We start from the raw sequence: 19738 nt of genomic DNA, 5'->3' as shown, positions 1-19738 counted from the left end.
TGTGGCGACCGCGGTCAGCCGGACGGTGCGCCTACAGGCCGGCGAGCCGCTCCCGCGCCGCGCGGTATTCGGTGGCGAGCCGGTCGACGAGCTCGGCGGCGGGGACGACGGCGTCGACCGCGCCGATGCCCTGCCCGGAGCCCCAGATGTCGCGCCAGGCCTTCGCCTTCGCGCCGGTTCCGGAACTCTCGCCGGTGCCGAAGTCCATGGCCGACGGGTCCGACACGGCGAGGTTGTTCGGGTCGAGCCCGGCGGCTTCGATGCTGCCGCGCAGGTAGTTGCCGTGCACGCCGGTGAACAGGTTGGAGTAGACGATGTCCGCGGCGGTGGAGTCAACGATCATCTGCTTGTAGCGGGCGTCGGCGTTGGCCTCGGCGGTGGCGATGAACGCCGAACCGACGTAGGCGAGGTCGGCGCCGGCGGCCTGGGCCGCGAGGATCGAGCGCCCGTGCGCGATCGAGCCCGACAGCAGCAGCGGGCCGTCGAACCATTCGCGGATCTCCTGGACCAGCGCGAACGGCGACTGGCCACCGGCGTGCCCGCCGGCGCCGGCGGCGACGGCGATGAGCCCGTCGGCGCCCTTCTCGACGGCCTTGCGGGCGAAGGTGTTGTTGATGACGTCGTGCAGGACGATGCCGCCGTAGGAGTGGATGGCGTCGTTGACGTCGGTGCGGGCACCGAGGGAGGTGATGACGACCGGGACCTCGAATTCGACGATCGTGGCGAGGTCTTCTTCGAGGCGGTCGTTGGAGCGGTGCACGATGAGGTTGACCGCGTAGGGCGCGGACGGCGCCTCGGGGTGGTTGGCGTCGTGCTTGGCGAGGGCCTCGGTGATGCGGGTGAGCCACTCGCGCAGCATCGCCTGGGGGCGGGCGTTGAGCGAGGGGAACGAGCCGACGACGCCGGAGGTGCACTGGGCGATCACCAGGTCCGGGCCGGAGACGATGAACATCGGCGACGCCACCACGGGCAGGCGCAGCCGGTCTTGCAGGATCGGAGGCAGGGCCATGCGAATCTCCTTGGAAAGGTCGGTGTTACGACTGCCCGAGCCGGGCGGCCATGAGCGGGATGAGGGCCTGCAGGCCCTTCAGCGGGCGGGCCATGACCTTGAACGAGATGATCCGGCCGCGGTCGTCCCAGCGGATCAGGTCGATGCCGTTGACGTGGATGCCGTCGAGATCGGCGGTGAACTCGAGAACCGCCGAGTCGTCGTTGTACCACTCGTCGACGTAGCGGAACCCCGTACCGGAGAACACGGTGAGCGCCGCCCGCAGGTAGGCGACGGTCTTGGCCTTGCCTTCCTGCGGTGTGAACACCGCGGGGGAGGAGAACACGGCGTCGTCGGCGATCAAGTCCTCGAGGGCGGCCATGTCCTCGTGCTCGACGATGTGATGCCAGCGTTCGACGACGGTGGGCCGGGTACGAGTGGTCATGGGCTCCCTCTCTGTGTTCGTCGCCCCGAGCGTAAGGGCCGCGCCACTAAACAGTCAATCGTGACCGTTCATGCGCGGAACGGCGGTACGGGCAGATCGTCGCGGAACAGGTCCGGCAGGTCGGCGGACACGCTGTCCGGGAACGCTGCGGGACGCTTCTCGAGGAATGCCGAGATGCCCTCGCGGGCGTCGCGCCCGACGCCGCGGAGGTTGATGCCGCGCGTCTCGATGCGGTGCGCGACCATGGGGTGCTCGGCGCCCAGCGTGCGCCACATCATCTGCCGCGAGAGCGCCACCGACACCGGGGCCGAGTGCTCGGTGAGGCTGCGGGCCAGCGCATACGCCCGCTCGAGCAGTTCGGCCCCGGGATACAGCGCATAGACGAGCCCGGCCGTGTGGGCCTCGGCCGCGTCGAAGATCCGTCCCGAATACACCCAGTCCAGAGCGGTCTGCAGCGGAACCAGGCGGGGCAGGAACCAGGTGGAGCACGATTCGGGGACGAGGCCGCGACGGTTGAACACGAAGCCGATGCGGGCGTCGTCGGCGGCGAGGCGGAAATCCGCCGCGAGCGTCATGGTGATGCCGACGCCGACGGCCGGGCCGTTGATCGCCGCGATGATCGGCTTGCGGCACTCGAACATGCGCAGCACGACGCGGCCGCCACCGTCGCGCCGGACGTCGGCGGCCGTGTCATCGCGCCGGACGTCGGCGGCCGTGTCATCGCGCCGGACGTCGGCGGCGTCGCTCGGCTCGTCGAGTCGCTGCGCGAACGTGTCGGCACCGCCGGAGAGGTCGGCGCCGGCGCAGAATGCGCGCCCGGCGCCGGTGAGTACGACGGCGCGTACGGAATCGTCGGCGCCGCAGCGGTCGTAGGCCGCGATCAGCTCGCGCTCCATCGTGGTGGTGAAGGCGTTGAGCCGATCGGGGCGGTCGAGGGTGATGGTGGCGATGCCGTCGGCCACGGCGAGTGCGATGTGTTCCACGCCGGTCAGCATGACATGTTTACTGAACGATCGGTAGGCACCAGGGGCGTGCACAGCGCGGCGCCCCGTCGTGACGGGAGTCGGCGACGGGGGCGCAGGGCACGGCGTGCGGGGTTTATCCGCGGGTCACGCGGCCGCGGCGGAACTCCCGGCCGCCCCAGATGCCGGACTGCCGGGTCTCGGTGGCGTAGGTGGCACAGGCGGTGGCGAGGGGACAGCGGGCGCACACGTTGCGGGCGTAGTCGAACGACTCCGACGGGTCCGGGAACCAGGCGTCCGGTGTCGCGTCGCCGCGGCACGCGGCCAGGTCCCAGTCCGGCGTGGCGTCCGACGGAGCGAGCAGGTCGGTGAGCATCGTGGTCACGGGCAGGTCCTCCTTCCGAGGGTGGGGATGTGGGTCTGGCCGGGGCAGCGCAGGACTCGCGGCGGAGTCGCTGCCGCCCAGTGCGGTGTCTCGAATACGCTTGTGTCAGATAAGTTCTCGGTGCAGGAAACGAAGTCGGAACGGCGATCACCGGGCGAGGGGTGTCCGCCCGGCGGTCAGCAGCTGCCGGGTGGTGTCGCCGGCGGCCCCGCATGTCGGGGCCCGGTCGGCGGAAGGATGCCCGCGACGAGATGCCGCATCGGCTGCCTCACCGGCGCAGCCGGGGGCGATGTGCACATCGCATGCCTCCTTCCGTGTCGTGGCCGTCGTCGATCGGTCGGGTCCAACACGCCCCGCGGCCGGGTTCTTCCCGTCCGTGCACGAACAGTGACGGGTACCTCACACCCCCGGCTTCCCTACATAGGTTTCGGCTATGGGTCGATACCCCGTTCGGACTTTGTCTCGGGGACCGGTCCGGTGATCGACTCGACGGGACGTTCCGCCGGCGTCCCGTGCCCGGCCGGAACCCCGAGAACCCGCAACGAGGAGACGCCACGTGAGCGCTGTACTGACCGAGTTCGGCGACGGCATCGCCGTCATGACCATCAACCGGCCCGAGGCGCGCAACGCCGTCGATCTCGAGGTCGCCAAGGCGCTCGCCGCCGCCGTCGACGAGTTCGAGGCGCGACCGGACCTGGTCGTCGGGATCATCACCGGCGCCGGCGGCACCTTCTGTGCCGGCATGGACCTCAAGGCGTTCACGCGGGGCGAGCGGCCGTCGCTGCCCGGGCGGGGATTCGCCGGGCTCACGGAGCGTCCGCCGACCAAGCCGCTGATCGCCGCGGTCGAGGGCTGGGCACTCGCCGGCGGGTGCGAGCTCGCCCTCTCGGCGGACCTCGTCGTCGCCGCCCGGGGTGCCAAGTTCGGCCTGCCCGAGGTCAAGCGCGGGCTCGTCGCCGCGGCCGGCGGTCTGCTGCGCCTGCCCAAGGTGCTGCCCTACCAGCTCGCCATGGAGATCGTGCTCACCGGCGACCCCCTCACCGCCGAGGTGGCGCACGCGCACGGTCTGGTCAACACCCTCACCGAGCCGGGCGCGGCCCTCGACGGCGCGCGGGCGCTCGCGGCCCGCATCAGCGGCAACGGGCCGCTCGCCGTCCGTGCTTCCAAGCAGATCATGGCGTCGGCCGTGCAGTACACCGACGCGGCGGCGTTCGCGTCGCAGCGTGCGCTCGTCGAGCCGGTGTTCGCCTCCGCGGACGCGCAGGAGGGGGCCCGCGCGTTCGCCGAGAAGCGCGCGCCGGTGTGGCGCGCGGAGTGAGAGCTCCGGGAACCGCTACGACGCGAGGATCCGGGCCTTCTCGGCCTCGAATTCGGCCTCGGTCAGCGCACCCTGCGCCTTCAGTTCGGCGAGTTCCTTCAGGGCGGTGATCCGGTCCATGCCGCCGGCGCTGCCTTCTGCGGGGGCAGCGGCGGCCGGCTCCGGGGCAGGCGGCGGCGCGTCCTGGGGCTGTTCCTCCGCCGCCCAGCGCCGGCCCTGGCGCCGGGAGACCCGGTTGGAAACGGCGGTGGCGGTTCCGGCCACCACGGCGGTGCGGGCGACGCCGCGAAGCAGTCCGGGCATGACGGTGTTCTCCTCAGGTGAGTGTTCGGGATCTTCGGATTCGGATCCTGCTGCGGTGGTTCAGGTCTGGGCGTCGAGTGCCTCGAGCGACGCGAGGATGCTCTGAACCGGGATGCGCCCGGAGGCGACGAGCTGGGCTCCGTTGCGACGCAGGGCGGCCGCAAAAGGTGCGGCCCAGGTGTTCTCGTAGACGAGGATCGCCGCCGAACATCCCGGTTCGAGGGCCGCGCCGGCCTCGCCGAGGTCGGTGTCGTCGAGCAGGCCGGTGGCCGCCTCGGCGAAGAGGGTCACGTCGATGTCGCCCTCGAGTCCGACGTCGGCGATGTCGATCCCGCTCAGGGAGCCGTCGGTGTCCTTGCGGACGAAGGCGAGGTCCAGCACGCGGATGATCCCGCGCGCGACGAGGTCACGCAGTAGCGGCAGAGCCGAGCCGTCGGGCTGACGGTCTGCCGGGAACTCGATGACGAAATAGTCGATGGGACCCAATTCGTCGATGTCGGCATCGTTCATGGGACTACCTCTTTCCGCTGTGCCCGGAACGGGGCTGTCGGGCCGTGCTCACCCCCGTCGCCTCGGTGGCTGGTACGCACGACCGGCCTCGGCAGCCCCCATTCTTCTCCGCTCGGCCGCCGAAGGCTCTCCCTTTGGTCATTGTGGTGACCAAAGCCCTCTCGAATTCCTGGAATGTCGGTCGTCAGGCGGTCGGGATTCGGCAAAGATCATCAACTCGATGCGAGGCGGCCGGTGGTGCGCGCACAATACCGTACGTCGGGCCGAATCGAAGGGTAGGCGATTGGCATGTCCCAGGACACGAGTGTCAAACAGGATGTGGCGGCCGGAACCTCCATGGGCGCCGCGATCATTCTCGTCACGATCGGCATCCTCCAGGTCTTCCAGGGGATCGCCGCCGTGGCGGAGGACGAGGTGTTCGTCGTCGGAATCGAGTACACCTACAAGTTCGACCTCACCACCTGGGGGTGGATCCACATCGTGCTCGGTGTGGTGGCCGCGCTGGTCGGTTTCGCCCTGTTCACCGGCGCGACCTGGGCGAGAGTGGCAGCCATCGTGCTTGCGTCGCTGTCGATTCTCGCCAACTTCATGTGGCTGCCGTACTACCCGTGGTGGTCGGTGCTCATCATTGCGCTCGATGTGGTCGTCATCTGGGCGGTGTCCACATGGAACCCGCGCCGGGACTACTACTGACCGCGGCACCGCCGGGCCGGGGCGTCGCCGATGACCGACGGTGAGACCGGGCCCGGCCTGCCGGCGGTGGGGGGCCGCCGGCTGTTGTGGCTCGCTGTGCTGCGGCCGGCGCTCACCACGGTGGTGTTGTTGATCGCGTACTTCGTGCTGCCACTCGAGGATTTCGACGATGTCTCCGCCGTGGCAGTGCTCGCCGGTGGATTCCTGGTGGTGTGCGCCGTGTGCGCCTGGCAGATCCGGCAGGTGCTGCGGTCGCCGTACCCTGCCGTGCAGGCGATCGAGGCGCTGTTGCTGACGGTCGCCGTCTACCTGGTCGGGTACGCGACCGCGTATCACGTCCTGTCGTACAACGTTCCGGAATCGTTCGACGTACCGCTCTCGCGGATCGATGCCCTGTATTTCTGCGTGACCGTTTTCGCGACAGTGGGTTTCGGAGACATCGTCGCCACTACCCAGGCCGCGCGGGCGGTCGTCACCGCGCAGATGGTCGGCAACCTCGTCCTCCTCGCGCTCGGCCTCCGGTTCCTGACCGCCGCCGTGAAGTGGCGTCAACAGCAGAAGAAGACATGAGAGGGAGACCCGGATGACCGAGACCCCGAGAAGCGAGCGAGTGGTCGAACATCCCACCAGGGAGGAGCGGGCGGAACGTGGGCGGGCAGCACGCAGCCGGACCCCGCTCTCCGCGCTCGCCGAGTTCGATACGAGCCGTCGCCCCGATCCGCTCGACCTGTTGGAGCAGCAGGCGACGTCCCGGGTGCCGGAGCTGGTTCCGGTGCGCTACGGCCGCATGGCAGAAACGCCGTTCTCCTTCTATCGGGGCGCGGCTCTGGTGATGGCCGACGATCTGTCCCGCGGGCCGACCACGACCGTCCTCACCCAGCTGTGCGGGGACGCGCACATGAGCAATTTCGGCATCTTCGCCACCCCGGAACGCAAACTGACCTTCGATATCAACGACTTCGACGAGACCTACCCCGGCCCGTTCGAATGGGACGTCAAACGACTCGTCGCCAGCCTCGTGATCGCCGCGCAGGACAACGGATTCACGGGCAAGCAGCAGACTCGGATCGCCCGCGCCTGCGCAGCGGAGTATCGCGAAACGATCGCCCGGCAGGCGGAGCGGGGAAATCTGGCGGTGTGGTATTCGCACATCGAGCCCAGCACGGAACTCACGGAACTGCGCGACGAACTCGACTCGTCCATGAAGAAGCGCCTGCGCAAGACGCTCGAGAAGTCGCGCCACCGGGACAGCGTCCAAGCGCTGTCCAAGCTGACCGAGGTGGTCGACGGCCGTCGCCGGATCATCAGCACCCCGCCGCTCATCGTCCCCATCGAGGAGGTCTTCGCCGCCGCGGACCTCGAACAGCTGTACCAGGAACTGCATCAGCGCCTGCGTGACTATCGGTCGACGCTCCAATGGGACCGTCGGGTACTGCTCGAGCAGTTCGAGTTCGTGCAGGCGGCGCGCAAGGTGGTCGGCGTCGGCAGCGTCGGCACCCGGGCCTGGATTTTCCTGTTGCGCGGCACGGGTGACGACGACCCGCTCTTCCTGCAGGCCAAGGAGGCCCAACGGTCCGTGCTCTCGTACTACGTGGACGGCCCCACGTTTGCCAACGAGGGTGAACGTGTGGTCAACGGCCAACGTTTGATGCAGGCGGCCAGCGACATCTTCCTCGGCTGGCAGCAGGGCCCCGGACCGGACGGGGTCCGGCGAGACTTCTACCTGCGGCAGTTGCGGGACGGCAAGGGCTCGGCCGTCGTCGAGGCGATGACTCCCACCGGAATGACGCTGTACGGGCGGCTGTGCGGGCGGGTACTGGCGTACGGGCACGCCCGATCCGGCGACCGCATCGCGATCGCCGAATATCTCGGTTCCGGCACCGAATTCGACGACGCCATCACGGCATTCGCGATCGCCTACGCCGAACAGAACACACGCGACCACGCCGCGCTCCTCGGTGCGATCTCCGAGGGACGGATCACCGCTCGGCGAGGTATCTGATCCGAGGGAGCGCCGCCGGCCCGGTCCCGACGTTGCCTTCCGGACGCCGGTCGGACCACCTCACCGAACGGGAGGTCATGCCTCTTCCAACGCCTCGCCGATTCCCTGGAGGAGGCGGTGGTGATGCGCCTCGGCCAGAAGGTGACCCGCGGTGAGAGCAACTGCAACCGGCCATTCGAGGAGTTCGAGGGCAACCAAGGTGCCGATACCCGCGAGGTAGGCGAGCTGCTCGGGTGGCGGAATGCTGATGCGGCCCATGAGCGGCAGGTCCAGGACGAGGTGTTCGGCTTCGCGCAGCCGTTCGAGGGCGGGCCGGGGCGCTGTTGCAGCTGACGTCGTGGCAATCATGAGAGCCTCTTCACTGTCGTCTACGGACGGCGTTCCCTCCGGCCTCCCGAACCTGCGGATGCCGCCGTCATGTCACCGCTGGATCGGTGTGGACCGGAATGGCGCGATCGGCCCTCTGCGGTCCGGGCGGCTCCCCGACGGTGCGCACGCCGTCGGGGAGCCGGTTCGTGTTTCGTCGGCACGGTCAGCGCCGGTCTCTGCGGTCCTCTCGTCGATCCTCCCGGCGGTCGGAACGCCGGCGGACACCGTGAGCGACGACCGCCGCCGTCGCGACGGTGGTGGCCGTACGAGCCACGGGTGCGGGTCCGATCACCGCGGCGCGGCGCATTCGCCTGGCTGCGAGGGGCATGTCAGTCTCCTTCTTGTTCGTCGGCCTCGATTGCGGCCAGCAGGGCCTGCACGGGAATGCGGCCGCTGGCCACCAGCTGCCCGCCCGCGCGGCGTACGGCCGATGCGAACGGCGCGGCCCACAGGTTCTCCCACACCAGCAGGGCCGCGGTGCTGCCGGGCTCGACGGCCGCGGCGACCGCTTCGACGTCCTCCTCGCTGAGCAACATCGCCAGCTCGGCTTCGTAGGAGCGGAGCGCGCCGATCTCGGCTTCGTCCAGGTCGGAGAGCTCGAACGCTTCCAGAGATCCGTCGGAATCCTTCTTCAACAGCAACAGATCCAGGACCCGCACGATCCCCCGTTCGACGAGCTCGTCGAGCGCGGGTGCGATCTCGCCCTTGAACCTGCTTCCGGGGAACTCCACCACGATCCAGTCGACCGGCCCGAGTTCGTCGATGTTCTCGGTCGACCTGCTTGTGTCTTCGGTCATTTCGCTGCTTACCCCTTGCTGATCGATCGACTCGGCATCCCGGGGTCCGGTCGACAATCCCGCAGGGGATCGCCCGGTTCGGGGACATCGCCACGGCCTCTCGGGTGGGGAGGGGCGAGCTGGTGATCGCACGACGACAGCGTGTGCCCTCCGCGTCCCGAGCCTAGTCGTTGCCGGAAGAGTCGGCGGTCGAATCGCCCAGGCCGCCGGGTCCGTGAGGGTGCGCCGCATCTGCATGCCCGGCTGTCCCTCCGCCCTTCAGGGGCAGGGACAGCCGACGGGGATGCTGTTCGAACCAGTGCGCGTAGCGGGCCGCGAGGGGAGCGGCAGTGACCCCGTGGGCAAGCACCGACAACGCGATCGTCACGATGGCGGTCGTGAGCAGGAGATCCTCGTGCGGGAGTTCGCCGGGCTCCTCGAGGATCAGGATGGTGAAGACGATCGTCGCGAGCCCGCGCGGGCCGAACCAGCCGACGAAGGCGACGGTCGGTCTGCGGGCGTGGAAACCGATCAGGGCGAGCGCGACGGGCACCATCCGGATGACGGTCAGGCTGAGCACGGCGTAGACGGCCACCGTCCACGACAGTCGGCCGAGAGCCGGTCCGAGCAGTACGGCGCCGAAGACGATGAAGGTCACGGCGTTGAAAAGGTCGCCGGTCTCGTCGATCAGGTGGGAGACCTCGCCCTCACTCCGCCGCCCGATTGCGCCGAAGGTCAGCCCGCCGACGAACGCCGCGATGAAGCCCGAGCCGCCCAGGGGTACCGCGACGGTGTAGGCGAGTGCCGCGGCGGCCACCGGGACGATCTGTGTCCACAGGTGGTCGAGCGGGTAGCGGCGGCCGACCACGACCAGGATGGTGGCGGCGATCGCGCCGGCGCCGACGCCGGCGACGATGCCGAATCCGATCTGCTCGGCGACCAATCGGGCCGCGGCGCCGTCACCGATCGCGCCGGATTCCGCACGTGCGACGGCCAGCACGATCAGGAACAGCGGCACGCAGATGCCGTCGTTGAGTCCGCTTTCGACATTCAGGCCCTGTCGTACCCGTGACGGCAGGATCGGTAGGGTCACCACCGCCTGACCGAGGGCCGCGTCGGTCGGTGCGAGAATCACCGCGAGCAGGAGCGCCTCCGGCCAGGCCAGATCACCGAGGACGACCAGCGCGGCGACGAACCCGGCCGCGATGGTCAAGGGCAGACCGAGACCGAGCAACCTGGCGGGAAGCGAGATTTCGGTCCGCAGGGCGGAGAGGTCGACGCGGGAGGCGTCGGAGAACAGCACGAGGGCAAGCGTTACTTCGGCGAGCAGTTTCACCGTCTCACTCGCCGTCTCTACGTCGATCAGTCCGGCGGCCTCCCCGCCGACGAGCAGACCGCCGGCGGTGAAGACGATCGGGGCTGTGATCGGTGTGCCCGCGACACGTCCGGAAATCGCGGCGAAGACGAGCAGGATTCCGGCGATTGCAGGTAGCGCCCAGGTCATGGCGGTGTGGTGCCGGAGGGCGGTGACATGTGGTTCGTGGATGTGTCGGTCGGCAACTGTTGCTGCACGAACGGCCCGAGCAGCGTCGCAAGATCTCGGCGGGCGCCCACCACCTCCAGGGTCGCGCCGGAGTCGTGCCGGAAACGGACCGCGACCGGGTCGTCGATCCCCTTGACCGTTCCGGGGGCGATGTCGGACGGTCCACTCTCCACGGCCTGGATCCCGAGCAATCTCGTGCGACTGAGGAACGGGTTCCCGCCGTGCAGCACCAACACCGTGTGGATCCACTGACCGACGCCGGTGATCCGGGCGAAGTTCGGCTTCAGTCCCGGGAGTTCACCCGAGACTGCCCGGGACTTGCAGGAGAACCCTTCGGGAAGGTGCGTGATCCGGCTGCGTCCGCGCAGCAGAACGACGAGTGCAGCCGCACACAGCCACAAGGGGATTCCGAGAAATGCCAGAATGAGCCAAATCATGGTCGGGCCCTTCTCGAATCGCCGCTGTCGTCGCCTCGGACCACTCGCCCGGAGGACCAGCGCTGTTTCCATTCTGGCGAATCCGGAACGTGCCGGGCAGAGTATCGGCGAATTCGAGCGATCCGGCATTGGCCGGATGGGCTGGTCGGTACGCTCGAGATGCCGGAGACCGGCAGGTCTGCTCGAGATCGGGAGCGTCGCCATGGCAAGGGCCCACCACGGAAAGATCGCCGTCGACATTCGCGACTCCGTCCCGGACTGGGCACCGTATCTGCCCGCACAGGCGCCCGAGGGCGCCCCGAACGTCCTGATCATCGCGTGGGACGACGTCGGGTACGGCAGCATGGACATCTTCGGTGGCCCGATCGAGACCCCCACCATGCGCCGCATCGCCGACCGGGGTGTGAAGTACTCGAACTTCCACACCACCGCGCTGTGTTCCCCCACCCGGGCGTCGCTGCTGACCGGGCGTAACGCGACGACCAACGGCATGGCGACCATCGCCGAGTTCAGCTCCGGGTTCCCGGGCATCTCCACCCACATACCGTTCGAGAACGGGTTCGTCTCCGAGGTGCTGGCCGAACAAGGGTGGAACACCTACTGCGTCGGCAAGTGGCATCTGACGCCGGGCGAGGAAATGAACATGGCGGCGGTCAAGTCCCGGTGGCCGCTGGGCCGCGGATTCGAGCGCTTCTACGGCTTCCTCGGCGGCGAGTCGAGCAGCTGGTACCCCGACCTGGTGTACGACAACCATCCGATCGACGCCCCCGGCACTCCGGAGGACGGCTATCACCTGTCGAAAGACTTGGCGGACAAGGCAATAGAGTTCATCCGTGACGCCAAGGCCGTCGACCCGGACAAACCGTTCTTCATGTACCTGGCACCACAGGCCGGGCACGCCCCGCATCACGTGTTCACCGAATGGGCCGACCGGTACAGGGGAAAGTTCGACCAGGGCTACGAGGCCATCCGCGCCGAGATACTGCAGCGGCAGAAGGACCTCGGGTTGCTGCCCGAGGACACCGAGCTCTCCCCGATCAATCCGCACGGGGAGCCGGCCACCACCGGACCCGACGGACAGCCGTGGCCGCTGCTCGACACCGTCCGGCCCTGGGACTCGCTCACCGCCGACGAGCAACGCCTGTTCGTGCGGATGGCAGAGGTCTTCGCCGGCTACATCTCCTATACGGACGACCAGCTCGGCCGGGTGATCGACCTGCTCGAAGCGACCGGCGAGCTCGACAACACCCTCATCGTCGTGGTCTCCGACAACGGCGCCAGCGGTGAGGGTGGGCCGAACGGATCGTTCAACGAATGGCGGTTCTTCAACGGGATCCCCGACACCACCGAGGGCACCCTGCCGCACCTCGACGAGCTCGGCACACCGCTGTCGTACAACCACTACAACACCGGCTGGGCGTGGGCCTTCGACACCCCGTTTCCGTACTGGAAGCGTTGGGCCGGCTACGAGGGTGGCGTCGCCGACATGTGCGTGCTCTCGTGGCCGGCGCGGATCGACGCCTCGGCCGAGCCCCGCCCGCAGTACGTCCACGCTGTCGATGTCGTCCCGACGATCTACGAGTTGCTCGGCATCACCCCGCCGGAGGTCCTGAAGGGGTTCACCCAGAGTCCGCTCGAGGGAGAGAGCTTCGCGGCCTCGCTGACCGATCCCGCGGCACCGGGCAAGGCCGTGCAGTTCTACACGATGCTGGGGCAGCGCTCGCTGTATCACGAAGGGTGGCTCGTCTGTTCCGTGCATCCGCCGCTGTCCGGGTGGGGCCACTTCGACAAGGATGTGTGGGAGCTGTACCACCTCGCGGAGGACCGGGCGCAACTGCACAACCTCGCCGACGCCGAACCCGAGCGGCTGGAAACCCTGAAGAGCCTGTGGTTCTACTACGCCGGCCGCTACCACGGGCTACCGCTGGACGACCGCAGCGCCCTCGAACAGGTGCTCGCCGAACGCCCCCGCCCGGGAAAGGCGCGAGACCGCTACGTCTACTACCCGGACTGCGCGGACGTCCCCGAGGCGGCCGGTGTCGCCATCACCGGACGGTCCTACACGATCGTCGCCGGAGTCCACGTGGACTCGGCCGATGCCGAGGGAGTCCTCTACGCCCACGGCGGCCTGGCCGGCGGCCACAGCCTTTACGTCAAGGACTGCCGTCTGCGCTATGCCTTCAACTGGGTCGGCACGCACCTGCAGACCGTGGTCGCCGACCGGGACATCACTCCCGGTGCCCACGTGTGCACCGCCGAATTCGCCGTCTCCGGGAAGAACACCGATCCGGCGATGCCGGGCTTCGCCGGCACCCTGACCCTCTACGTCGACGATCAGCAGGTGGCCACCGGTGAGATCGTCACCCAGCCGGGGGTGTTCTGCCTCGTCGGTGACGGTATCTGCGTCGGGCGTGACAGCGCCTCTCCGGTCACCCCGGACTACGTGTCCCCGTTCCCGTTCACCGGGGGCACGATCGACAAGGTCGTCGTCGACGTTTCCGGCGAACGCTATGTCGACCACGAGGCGCAGGTGCGGGCCTGGTTCTCGATCGATTGACCGGCGCTGCTCAGCGGCCGCGCACGATGCAGCGGAACCCGATGTGGCAGGTGGAGGTTTCCGCGCTTTCGCCCTGCCTGGCTGCAGGCCGGTAGCGCAAGCAGTAATTGGGGGCGCAGAGGTGCGATCCGCCCTTGATGACCCGCCGGGGGTGGGCCTCGGCACCGGTCTCCGGCGCGAGCGTGCGCGGGTTGGCGGGAGTGCAGCACGCCGTGGCGGGGGCGGTGTCGCGTCCGTCCGCCCCGTGACGCGCGGTGAAGTAGTCCGTCGTCCATTCCCACACGTTGCCTGCCACATCCACCAGGCCGTAACCGTTGGGCCGGAAGCTGCCCACCGGAGACGTGCCGGCGTACCCGTCTTCGGCGAGGTTCTGCCACGGGAACTCGCCCTGCCAGGTGTTGGCAAGGTGCCGGCCCTTCGGGGTGTACTCGTCGCCCCACACGAACCGAGCCCGATCCAGGCCGCCGCGGGCCGCGAACTCCCACTCGGACTCGGTCGGCAGCTCCTTGCCCGCCCACCGAGCGTAGGCGAGTGAGTCGTAGTGGGACACGTGCGTCACCGGGTGGTGCTCGCGGCCGCCGGCCGAACTTCCGGGGCCCTCGGGGTGCCGCCAATCCGCACCCGGCACCCACGACCACCACCGGCGATAGTCGTCGAGTGGTACCCGCCCGGCCGGCGGGGTGAACACCAGCGACCCGGGTACCAGCAGCGCCGGGTCGGCATCGGGATAATCGGCCGGCTCGGGCGCGACCTCGGCGGTGGTGACGTGACCGGTGTCCTTCACGAAACGCCGGAACTCGGCGACGGTCACCGGGTGAGTGTCCATCCAGAACCCGTCCACACTCACCCGGTGGACCGGACGTTCCTCGGGATAGAACTCCTCCGACCCCATCCAGAAGGTTCCACCCGGAATCCAGCTCATGTTCTTCGGCGCTCGGCCTGCCGATGCTGATGGCTGCATATTCCGAGTATCTCGGATCCGGCCCGCCGCGAGCGGGTCCTGGGGATGCCGCGGGGATATTCCCCTATCGGACCTGCATTCCGGTCTGTCCCGCGGATGCCTGTCCCAGAGCCGTGGCCTTGAGTTGCTCGAACTCCGCTTGGGTGATCGCGCCGGAGTCGTACAGCGCCTTTGCATCGGCGATCTGCTCGGCCGGCGACTTGCCGGCCACCTGCCGGATGTACTCGTCGGTGGCCTGCTTGGTCTCCTGCTGGGCTCGCATCGACCGCTCCGCCATGCCGCGGCCCCGGGCGATCAGATAGACGAACGCGGTCAGGTACGGCAGGACGACCAGCCCGATCACCCAGAGGGTCTTGGCGAAGCCGGAAACGGTGTGATCGCGGAACAGGTCGACCAAGATCTGGAACAGCACCATCAGATACGCCACGAAGGCGAACACGATGATCGTGTACCACACGTAATCCCAGAACGAATCCATGATGTGAACCTCCTGTGAGCGGACCCGGCGATGGGACCGAACCCCCGCGATATCGGGCGCCTCACATCGAGAATGACATCACGACCGGCCTCACCCCAGGGGACAAAGACCCTGAAAGCCGCCGCCCGGTCGTCCTCGACGCGAGGATGTCCTCACTGTGCCGGGGCGACCACGGGTCCGATACGAACGAAGACCGAACTGTGGCCGTTCCGCAACGCGTTCGACGTCTCGACGGTGTTCCAATGGTGAGATGTGCAGATGGATGGCGTACTCCGGCGATCCGGTCCTGGCCGAGGATCTGCTGTTCCGCCCGGTGCACTCGCTGATCGACCAGAGCCTGCATTCGCGCCTCGGCGCCACCACCACCAACGGGGACGGTTTCGGCATCGGGTGGTACGGGCGAGGGCCGGAGCCGGCGGTGTTCAAGAGCGTCGATCCGGCCTGGAACGACCGGAATCTTCGCGAGCTCGCCGCGCAGGTGGAGACGCCGCTGCTGTTCGCACACGTGCGTGCCTCGACCGGGACGGGCGTCCAGCGCAGCAACTGCCACCCCTTCCGGCACGGGCGGTGGTTGTGGATGCACAACGGCGTCGTCAACGGGTTCCGGGAGATCAAACGCGAGCTGGTGCTGGCCGTGGATCCGGCGCTGTACCCCGACATCGAGGGCTCGACCGACTCCGAGATGCTGTTCTATCTCGCGCTGACATTCGGTCTCACCGAGGACCCGTTCACTGCCGTCGCCCGGGCTGTCGGATACGTGGAGAAGGTCGCGCGCACCCACGCGATCGAGTATCCCGTACAGATGACAGTGGCGACCACGGACGGCGAATCGATGTGGGTGTTCCGCTATTCCAGCGAAGGTAAGAGCCGATCGCTGTTCTACTCCACCAAGCTCGCCAAGCTCCTCGAGCTGCATCCCGAGGTCGAGATGCTGCACCAGCTCGGCGCCGAGACCCGCTTCATCGTGTCCGAACCGCTACGCGATCTACCGGGCGCATGGAACGAGATACCGGAGTCCTCCGCGGGCCTGGTCCGGCCCGGCGAGGACGAGATCCGGCCGTTCCGGCCGCTCGAACCGGTGTAGGTCCCGCGCTGCAGCACCGAGTGCTTCGGCGTGCCCGAAGTGACCGCGATACACCCGGGGCAACGAACGGACCCGATCGCCACAGGCCCCGGAGCCCCAGATGACCTTGTGCCCTACTTCGACCCGTGTCCGGGTTGTTCACTCGATGGAGACCGTATCGGAACCGAGGGCTCCAGGTCGTCCTTCCTTCACTTCCGCCTATGTGATGTGAGTAGGCCGAAGACCCCGGCGCTTCATGGCTGGAGCGGTCGAGAGGTGGCCCTCGGTCGTGCAACCGCGACAGGCACGCGCACGAGGAACCGAGCAGAAGATCCGCGTCGTGCGAACCGCTCGGGACGCGGCAGACAGGAGATCCGCAATGCGCATCGAGGACTACGGCCTCATCGGAGATCTACAGACCGCGGCGCTCGTCGGTCGCAACGGTGCGATCGAGTGGTTGTGCCTGCCCCGCTTCGACTCCGCGTCTTGCTTCGCCGCCCTGCTCGGCGACGAGCGGCACGGCCGGTGGAGCCTCGCCCCGGCCGGCACCGCGCACGCAGGTGCTCGCCGCTACCGTCCCGGAACACTGGTGCTCGAAACCGAATTCGAGACCGCCGAGGGTGCGGTGCGCGTGATCGACTTCATGCCCCGGCGCGGTGACGGTCCTCCCCAGCTGATGCGGATCGTCGAAGGGCTGCGCGGCCGGGTGCAGATGCAGATGGAACTGCTGATTCGGCCCGACTACGGTTCTGTCGCACCGTGGGTGGAGCCGGCTCCGGACGGAATCCGCGCCACCGCAGGTCCGGACACGTTCCGCCTCAGTACGCCGGTGCCCCTGCAGATCAGCGACGCAGCAGTTCGTGCCGACTTCCTCGTCACCGAAGGTCAGCGGGAACGGTTCACGCTGTGCTGGCACCTGTCGTTCGAAGATGCTCCGCCGGTCGAGGACGCCGATTCGGCGCTGGCTCGCACCCAGGCGTGGTGGCAGGAATGGAGCGGGCGCTGCACGTACTCGGGCCCGTACCGGGATCAGGTGCTGACCTCGCTGATCGCCCTCAAGGCCATGACCTCCGAAACCACCGGCGGGGTGGTCGCCGCGCCGACCACGTCCCTGCCCGAGGACGTCGGCGGAGTGCGCAACTGGGACTACCGCTATTGCTGGCTGCGTGACTCCGTGCTGGCCCTCGAAGCGCTGCTCGCCGCCGGGTACACGGACGAGGCACTCGCATTTCGCGACTTCCTCACCCTCGTCGGTACCGGCGATCCGACGAAGATCCAGATCATGTACGGGATCAGTGGCGAGCGGCGTCTGACCGAGTTCGAACTCGGGGACTTTCCCGGATACGAAGGCTCGGCGCCGGTCCGGGTCGGCAATGCCGCATCCGAACAGTTCCAGCTCGACGTCTACGGCGAGGTCGTCGGTGTGCTGTTCCTGGGTGCCGAGATCCTCGGCAGGGTCGAACGCCGGCTGTGGCCGCGCTGGCGCACTCTGATCGAGCACGTAGAGTCGATCTGGCGCGAACCCGATGACGGGATCTGGGAAACTCGCGGGCCACGCCGGCACTTCACCCAGTCCAAAGTCATGGCGTGGGTGGTGTTCGACCGCGCCGTGCGGCTGGTCGAACGATTCGATCTCGAAGCGCCACTGGAACGTTGGCGAGCGGTGCGCGACGAGATCCACCGGGAGATCTGCGAGCGTGGATTCGACGCGGAACGCGGGACCTTCACCCAGTACTACGGATCCGGCGAACTCGACGCCAGTGTGCTCCTCATCCCGATCGTCGGCTTCCTGCCGGGCACGGACGAACGGGTCACCGGGACCATCGACGCCGTCACGCGCGAACTCGGCCGCGACGGTTTCGTCTCGCGCTACTCGACGGCTCAGACCGACGACGGCCTGCCCGGCGACGAGGGCCAGTTCCTGGCGTGCTCCTTCTGGCTCGTCAACGCGCTGGCGGCAAACGGGCGCATCGGCGAGGCGCGCGCGTTGTTCGAGCGGCTCATCGCCCTGTCCAACGAGCTGGGCCTGTTGGCCGAGGAATACGACGTCGGCCGGAAGCGGCAGGTCGGCAACTTTCCCCAGGCCTTCAGTCACCTGACGCTTGTCGGCGCGGCGTTCGCGATCGCGGCGGCCGAAGCCGGCACGCAAGGAGTCACAGACAACCAGCGAACCGGTGCGTCCACCGGGACCGAGCGGGAATCGAAGGGAACGAGATGAAGACTGTGATTGTGGGAGGCGTCGCGGCCGGAGCTTCGACGGCGGCGCGCCTGCGACGGTTGGACGAGTCGGCCGAGATCGTCGTTCTCGAGCGCGACCAGTACGTCTCGTTCGCGAACTGCGGACTTCCGTACCACATCGGCGGCGAGATTCCGGATCGGAACAGCCTGCTGCTGCAGACGCCCGAAAGCCTGGCGGCGAGCCTAGCGCTGGACGTGCGGATCGGGCAGGAGGTTGTCCGGATCGATCGCGACGCGAAGGAAGTCGAGGTCCGGGACCACGTGCAGGACCGGACGTACCGGGAGGCGTACGACAAGCTGGTGTTGTGTCCCGGGGCGGTCCCGCTCCGTCCGCCCATCCCCGGTGCCGATGACCCACGGGTGGACGTGCTGCGCAATATTCCGGACATGGACCGCATCATCGCGCGGCTCGGCGAGGGTGCCTCGAGCGCCGTCGTCGTCGGCGGCAGCTACATCGGCCTCGAGCTCACCGAGGCCTTCAGATCGCGTGGTCTGCGGACCGTCGTGGTCGAACGCAGCGAGCGGCTGATGCCCTGGCTCGACCCCGAGATGACACGAATCCTGGACTACCACGTCCGCACCCACGATGTGGACCTGCGTCTGGGAACGTCCGCAAAGGCGGTCCGCGAGGCTCCGAGCGGCAAGCTGGCACTCGACCTGTCCGACGGCACCACCGTCGAGGCCGACGCCGTCGTCATGGCCGCCGGAGTACGCGCGAACGTGGATCTGGCCCGCGAGGCCGGCATCGAGATCGGACCTCGCGGAGGCATCGTCGTAGACGCACGCATGCGCACCTCGGCCGCCGACATCCTCGCCGCGGGTGACGCCGTGGAGACCCCGAATTTCCTGACCGGTGAGCCGGTGCTGTCGATGTTGGCCAGCCCGGCCAACCGGCAGGGCCGGATCGCCGCCGACACCATCGCAGGCCGCGACAGCGGATACCGGGGCACCCAGGGCACTGCCGTGGTCAAGGTCTTCGACATGACCGCCGGTGGAACCGGGTTGACCGAGACGGAACTGCGCGCCGCCGGCATCGACTACCGCAAGGTCTACGACCACCACAACGGCCATGCGGCGTACTATCCCGGGACCGCGCCGCTGTTTCTCAAGGTGCTGTTCGCCCCTGCCGACGGCAAACTGCTCGGCGCGCAGGTGCTCGGCTGGGACGGTGTCGACAAGCGCATCGACGTCCTCGCAGTGGCGCTTCGGGCGGGGATGACGGTGTACGACCTCGAGCATCTCGAGCTCGCCTACGCCCCGCCGTACGGTTCCGCGAAGGACCCGGTCAACATGGTCGGCTTCCTGGGTGCGAACCTGCTGCGCGGCGACATCGACCTCTGGTATCCGGAGGACTACCCGGACTGCGCCGACCGGGTGACCATCCTCGACACCCGCACGCAGGCCGAGTACGACGCGTGGCACATCCCCGGCGCGATCCTCGTGCCCTACACGGAACTGCGCCGGCGACTCGAGGAGGTGCCCCGGGACAAGCCCGTCTACACCTACTGCCGATCGGGATTCCGTAGCTACATCGCCTACTGCGTGCTCAAGCAGAACGGCTGGGACGACGTGGCCTTTCTCGCGGGCGGGATGATGACCTACCACGGCTACCACCGGACGCCGCTCGAGGTAGGGAAGGGCGGCATGCCGGTTGTGGCACATGCCGAGGGTGAAATGGCCCGGCGCGCCGGTGCACTCGAACATGTCTGA

At 68.3% G+C, this 19738-nt stretch carries 20 protein-coding genes; 8 read left to right on the top strand and 12 right to left on the bottom strand.

All coding sequences use genetic code 11. From position 1 onward, the window contains the following. Window positions 1–31: 31 nt before the first annotated feature. From ACWPOB_RS07705 to ACWPOB_RS07690, 4 genes are all read right to left on the bottom strand, one after another. On the bottom strand, window positions 32–1009 hold the full coding sequence (locus ACWPOB_RS07705; RefSeq protein WP_455400423.1) for an NAD(P)H-dependent flavin oxidoreductase: 978 nt from the start codon (window positions 1007–1009) through the stop codon (window positions 32–34). 25 nt (window positions 1010–1034) lie between these two features. Then, window positions 1035–1433 carry a nuclear transport factor 2 family protein gene (locus ACWPOB_RS07700; protein ID WP_455400422.1) on the bottom strand — a complete coding sequence of 133 codons (399 nt, stop codon included), beginning with the start codon at window positions 1431–1433 and terminating at the stop codon, window positions 1035–1037. A gap of 68 nt (window positions 1434–1501) precedes the next feature. After that, window positions 1502–2416, bottom strand: coding sequence for a crotonase/enoyl-CoA hydratase family protein (locus tag ACWPOB_RS07695; protein WP_455400421.1), 915 nt, complete (start codon window positions 2414–2416; stop codon window positions 1502–1504). Between the two features lie 115 nt (window positions 2417–2531). After that, a complete protein-coding gene (locus ACWPOB_RS07690) occupies window positions 2532–2780 on the bottom strand; it encodes a WhiB family transcriptional regulator (protein ID WP_006940478.1) in 249 nt (82 codons plus the stop codon). Window positions 2781–3336: 556 nt separating this feature from the next. On the opposite strand from ACWPOB_RS07690, the gene ACWPOB_RS07685 reads away from it, so the two are divergent. Continuing rightward, the gene (locus ACWPOB_RS07685) at window positions 3337–4098 is read left to right on the top strand and encodes a crotonase/enoyl-CoA hydratase family protein (protein ID WP_100055137.1); all 762 of its coding nucleotides are present in this window, start codon (window positions 3337–3339) and stop codon (window positions 4096–4098) included. Window positions 4099–4113: 15 nt separating this feature from the next. Here ACWPOB_RS07685 and ACWPOB_RS07680 read toward each other — a convergent pair whose 3' ends face one another. Continuing rightward, window positions 4114–4401 carry an SHOCT domain-containing protein gene (locus tag ACWPOB_RS07680; RefSeq protein ID WP_100055136.1) on the bottom strand — a complete coding sequence of 96 codons (288 nt, stop codon included), beginning with the start codon at window positions 4399–4401 and terminating at the stop codon, window positions 4114–4116. A 60-nt stretch (window positions 4402–4461) separates the two neighbouring features. After that, window positions 4462–4911 (bottom strand): DUF6325 family protein, encoded by a 450-nt coding sequence (locus tag ACWPOB_RS07675; protein WP_455400420.1) that lies wholly within the window; start codon window positions 4909–4911, stop codon window positions 4462–4464. A gap of 288 nt (window positions 4912–5199) precedes the next feature. Between ACWPOB_RS07675 and ACWPOB_RS07670 the strand changes: the two genes are divergently transcribed. Genes ACWPOB_RS07670 through ACWPOB_RS07660 form a run of 3 tightly spaced genes read left to right on the top strand, consistent with a single transcriptional unit; the run spans window position 5200 to window position 7606 of the window. Further along, window positions 5200–5604, top strand: coding sequence for a DUF7144 family membrane protein (locus ACWPOB_RS07670; protein WP_100055135.1), 405 nt, complete (start codon window positions 5200–5202; stop codon window positions 5602–5604). Between the two features lie 30 nt (window positions 5605–5634). Continuing rightward, on the top strand, window positions 5635–6174 hold the full coding sequence (locus ACWPOB_RS07665) for a potassium channel family protein (protein WP_100055134.1): 540 nt from the start codon (window positions 5635–5637) through the stop codon (window positions 6172–6174). A 13-nt stretch (window positions 6175–6187) separates the two neighbouring features. Beyond that, the gene (locus tag ACWPOB_RS07660; protein ID WP_455400419.1) at window positions 6188–7606 is read left to right on the top strand and encodes a DUF2252 domain-containing protein; all 1419 of its coding nucleotides are present in this window, start codon (window positions 6188–6190) and stop codon (window positions 7604–7606) included. 75 nt (window positions 7607–7681) lie between these two features. On the opposite strand, the gene ACWPOB_RS07655 is transcribed toward ACWPOB_RS07660, so the two are convergent. From ACWPOB_RS07655 to ACWPOB_RS07640, 4 genes are all read right to left on the bottom strand, one after another. After that, window positions 7682–7954 (bottom strand): hypothetical protein, encoded by a 273-nt coding sequence (locus ACWPOB_RS07655; protein WP_100055132.1) that lies wholly within the window; start codon window positions 7952–7954, stop codon window positions 7682–7684. Between the two features lie 350 nt (window positions 7955–8304). Further along, window positions 8305–8772, bottom strand: a complete 468-nt coding sequence (locus ACWPOB_RS07650) for a DUF6325 family protein (RefSeq protein WP_100055131.1) — start codon at window positions 8770–8772, stop codon at window positions 8305–8307. A gap of 163 nt (window positions 8773–8935) precedes the next feature. Then, a complete protein-coding gene (locus tag ACWPOB_RS07645) occupies window positions 8936–10255 on the bottom strand; it encodes a cation:proton antiporter (protein WP_455400418.1) in 1320 nt (439 codons plus the stop codon). Further along, window positions 10252–10731, bottom strand: coding sequence for a hypothetical protein (locus ACWPOB_RS07640; protein WP_455400417.1), 480 nt, complete (start codon window positions 10729–10731; stop codon window positions 10252–10254). The genes ACWPOB_RS07645 and ACWPOB_RS07640 overlap by 4 nt, the downstream gene beginning before the upstream one ends. Before the next feature lie 202 nt (window positions 10732–10933). On the opposite strand from ACWPOB_RS07640, the gene ACWPOB_RS07635 reads away from it, so the two are divergent. Continuing rightward, the gene (locus ACWPOB_RS07635) at window positions 10934–13288 is read left to right on the top strand and encodes an arylsulfatase (protein ID WP_455400416.1); all 2355 of its coding nucleotides are present in this window, start codon (window positions 10934–10936) and stop codon (window positions 13286–13288) included. Between the two features lie 10 nt (window positions 13289–13298). Here ACWPOB_RS07635 and ACWPOB_RS07630 read toward each other — a convergent pair whose 3' ends face one another. Together ACWPOB_RS07630 and ACWPOB_RS07625 are read right to left on the bottom strand one after the other, a co-directional pair. After that, a complete protein-coding gene (locus tag ACWPOB_RS07630; RefSeq protein ID WP_455400415.1) occupies window positions 13299–14249 on the bottom strand; it encodes a formylglycine-generating enzyme family protein in 951 nt (316 codons plus the stop codon). A 64-nt stretch (window positions 14250–14313) separates the two neighbouring features. Continuing rightward, window positions 14314–14727, bottom strand: a complete 414-nt coding sequence (locus tag ACWPOB_RS07625; RefSeq protein ID WP_455400414.1) for an SHOCT domain-containing protein — start codon at window positions 14725–14727, stop codon at window positions 14314–14316. A 262-nt stretch (window positions 14728–14989) separates the two neighbouring features. On the opposite strand from ACWPOB_RS07625, the gene ACWPOB_RS07620 reads away from it, so the two are divergent. From ACWPOB_RS07620 to ACWPOB_RS07610, 3 genes are all read left to right on the top strand, one after another. After that, entirely contained in the window at window positions 14990–15811 is an 822-nt protein-coding gene (locus ACWPOB_RS07620; protein WP_455400496.1) for a class II glutamine amidotransferase, read from the top strand. 358 nt (window positions 15812–16169) lie between these two features. Then, window positions 16170–18008 (top strand): glycoside hydrolase family 15 protein, encoded by a 1839-nt coding sequence (locus ACWPOB_RS07615; RefSeq protein WP_455400413.1) that lies wholly within the window; start codon window positions 16170–16172, stop codon window positions 18006–18008. Beyond that, entirely contained in the window at window positions 18005–19738 is a 1734-nt protein-coding gene (locus tag ACWPOB_RS07610) for an FAD-dependent oxidoreductase (RefSeq protein ID WP_455400412.1), read from the top strand. The genes ACWPOB_RS07615 and ACWPOB_RS07610 overlap by 4 nt, the downstream gene beginning before the upstream one ends.

It is taken from the genome of Rhodococcus sp. 2H158 (genome assembly GCF_053764755.1).
Note: the sequence above shows the minus strand (reverse complement) of the source record. Positions and strands in the feature narration are given on the sequence as shown.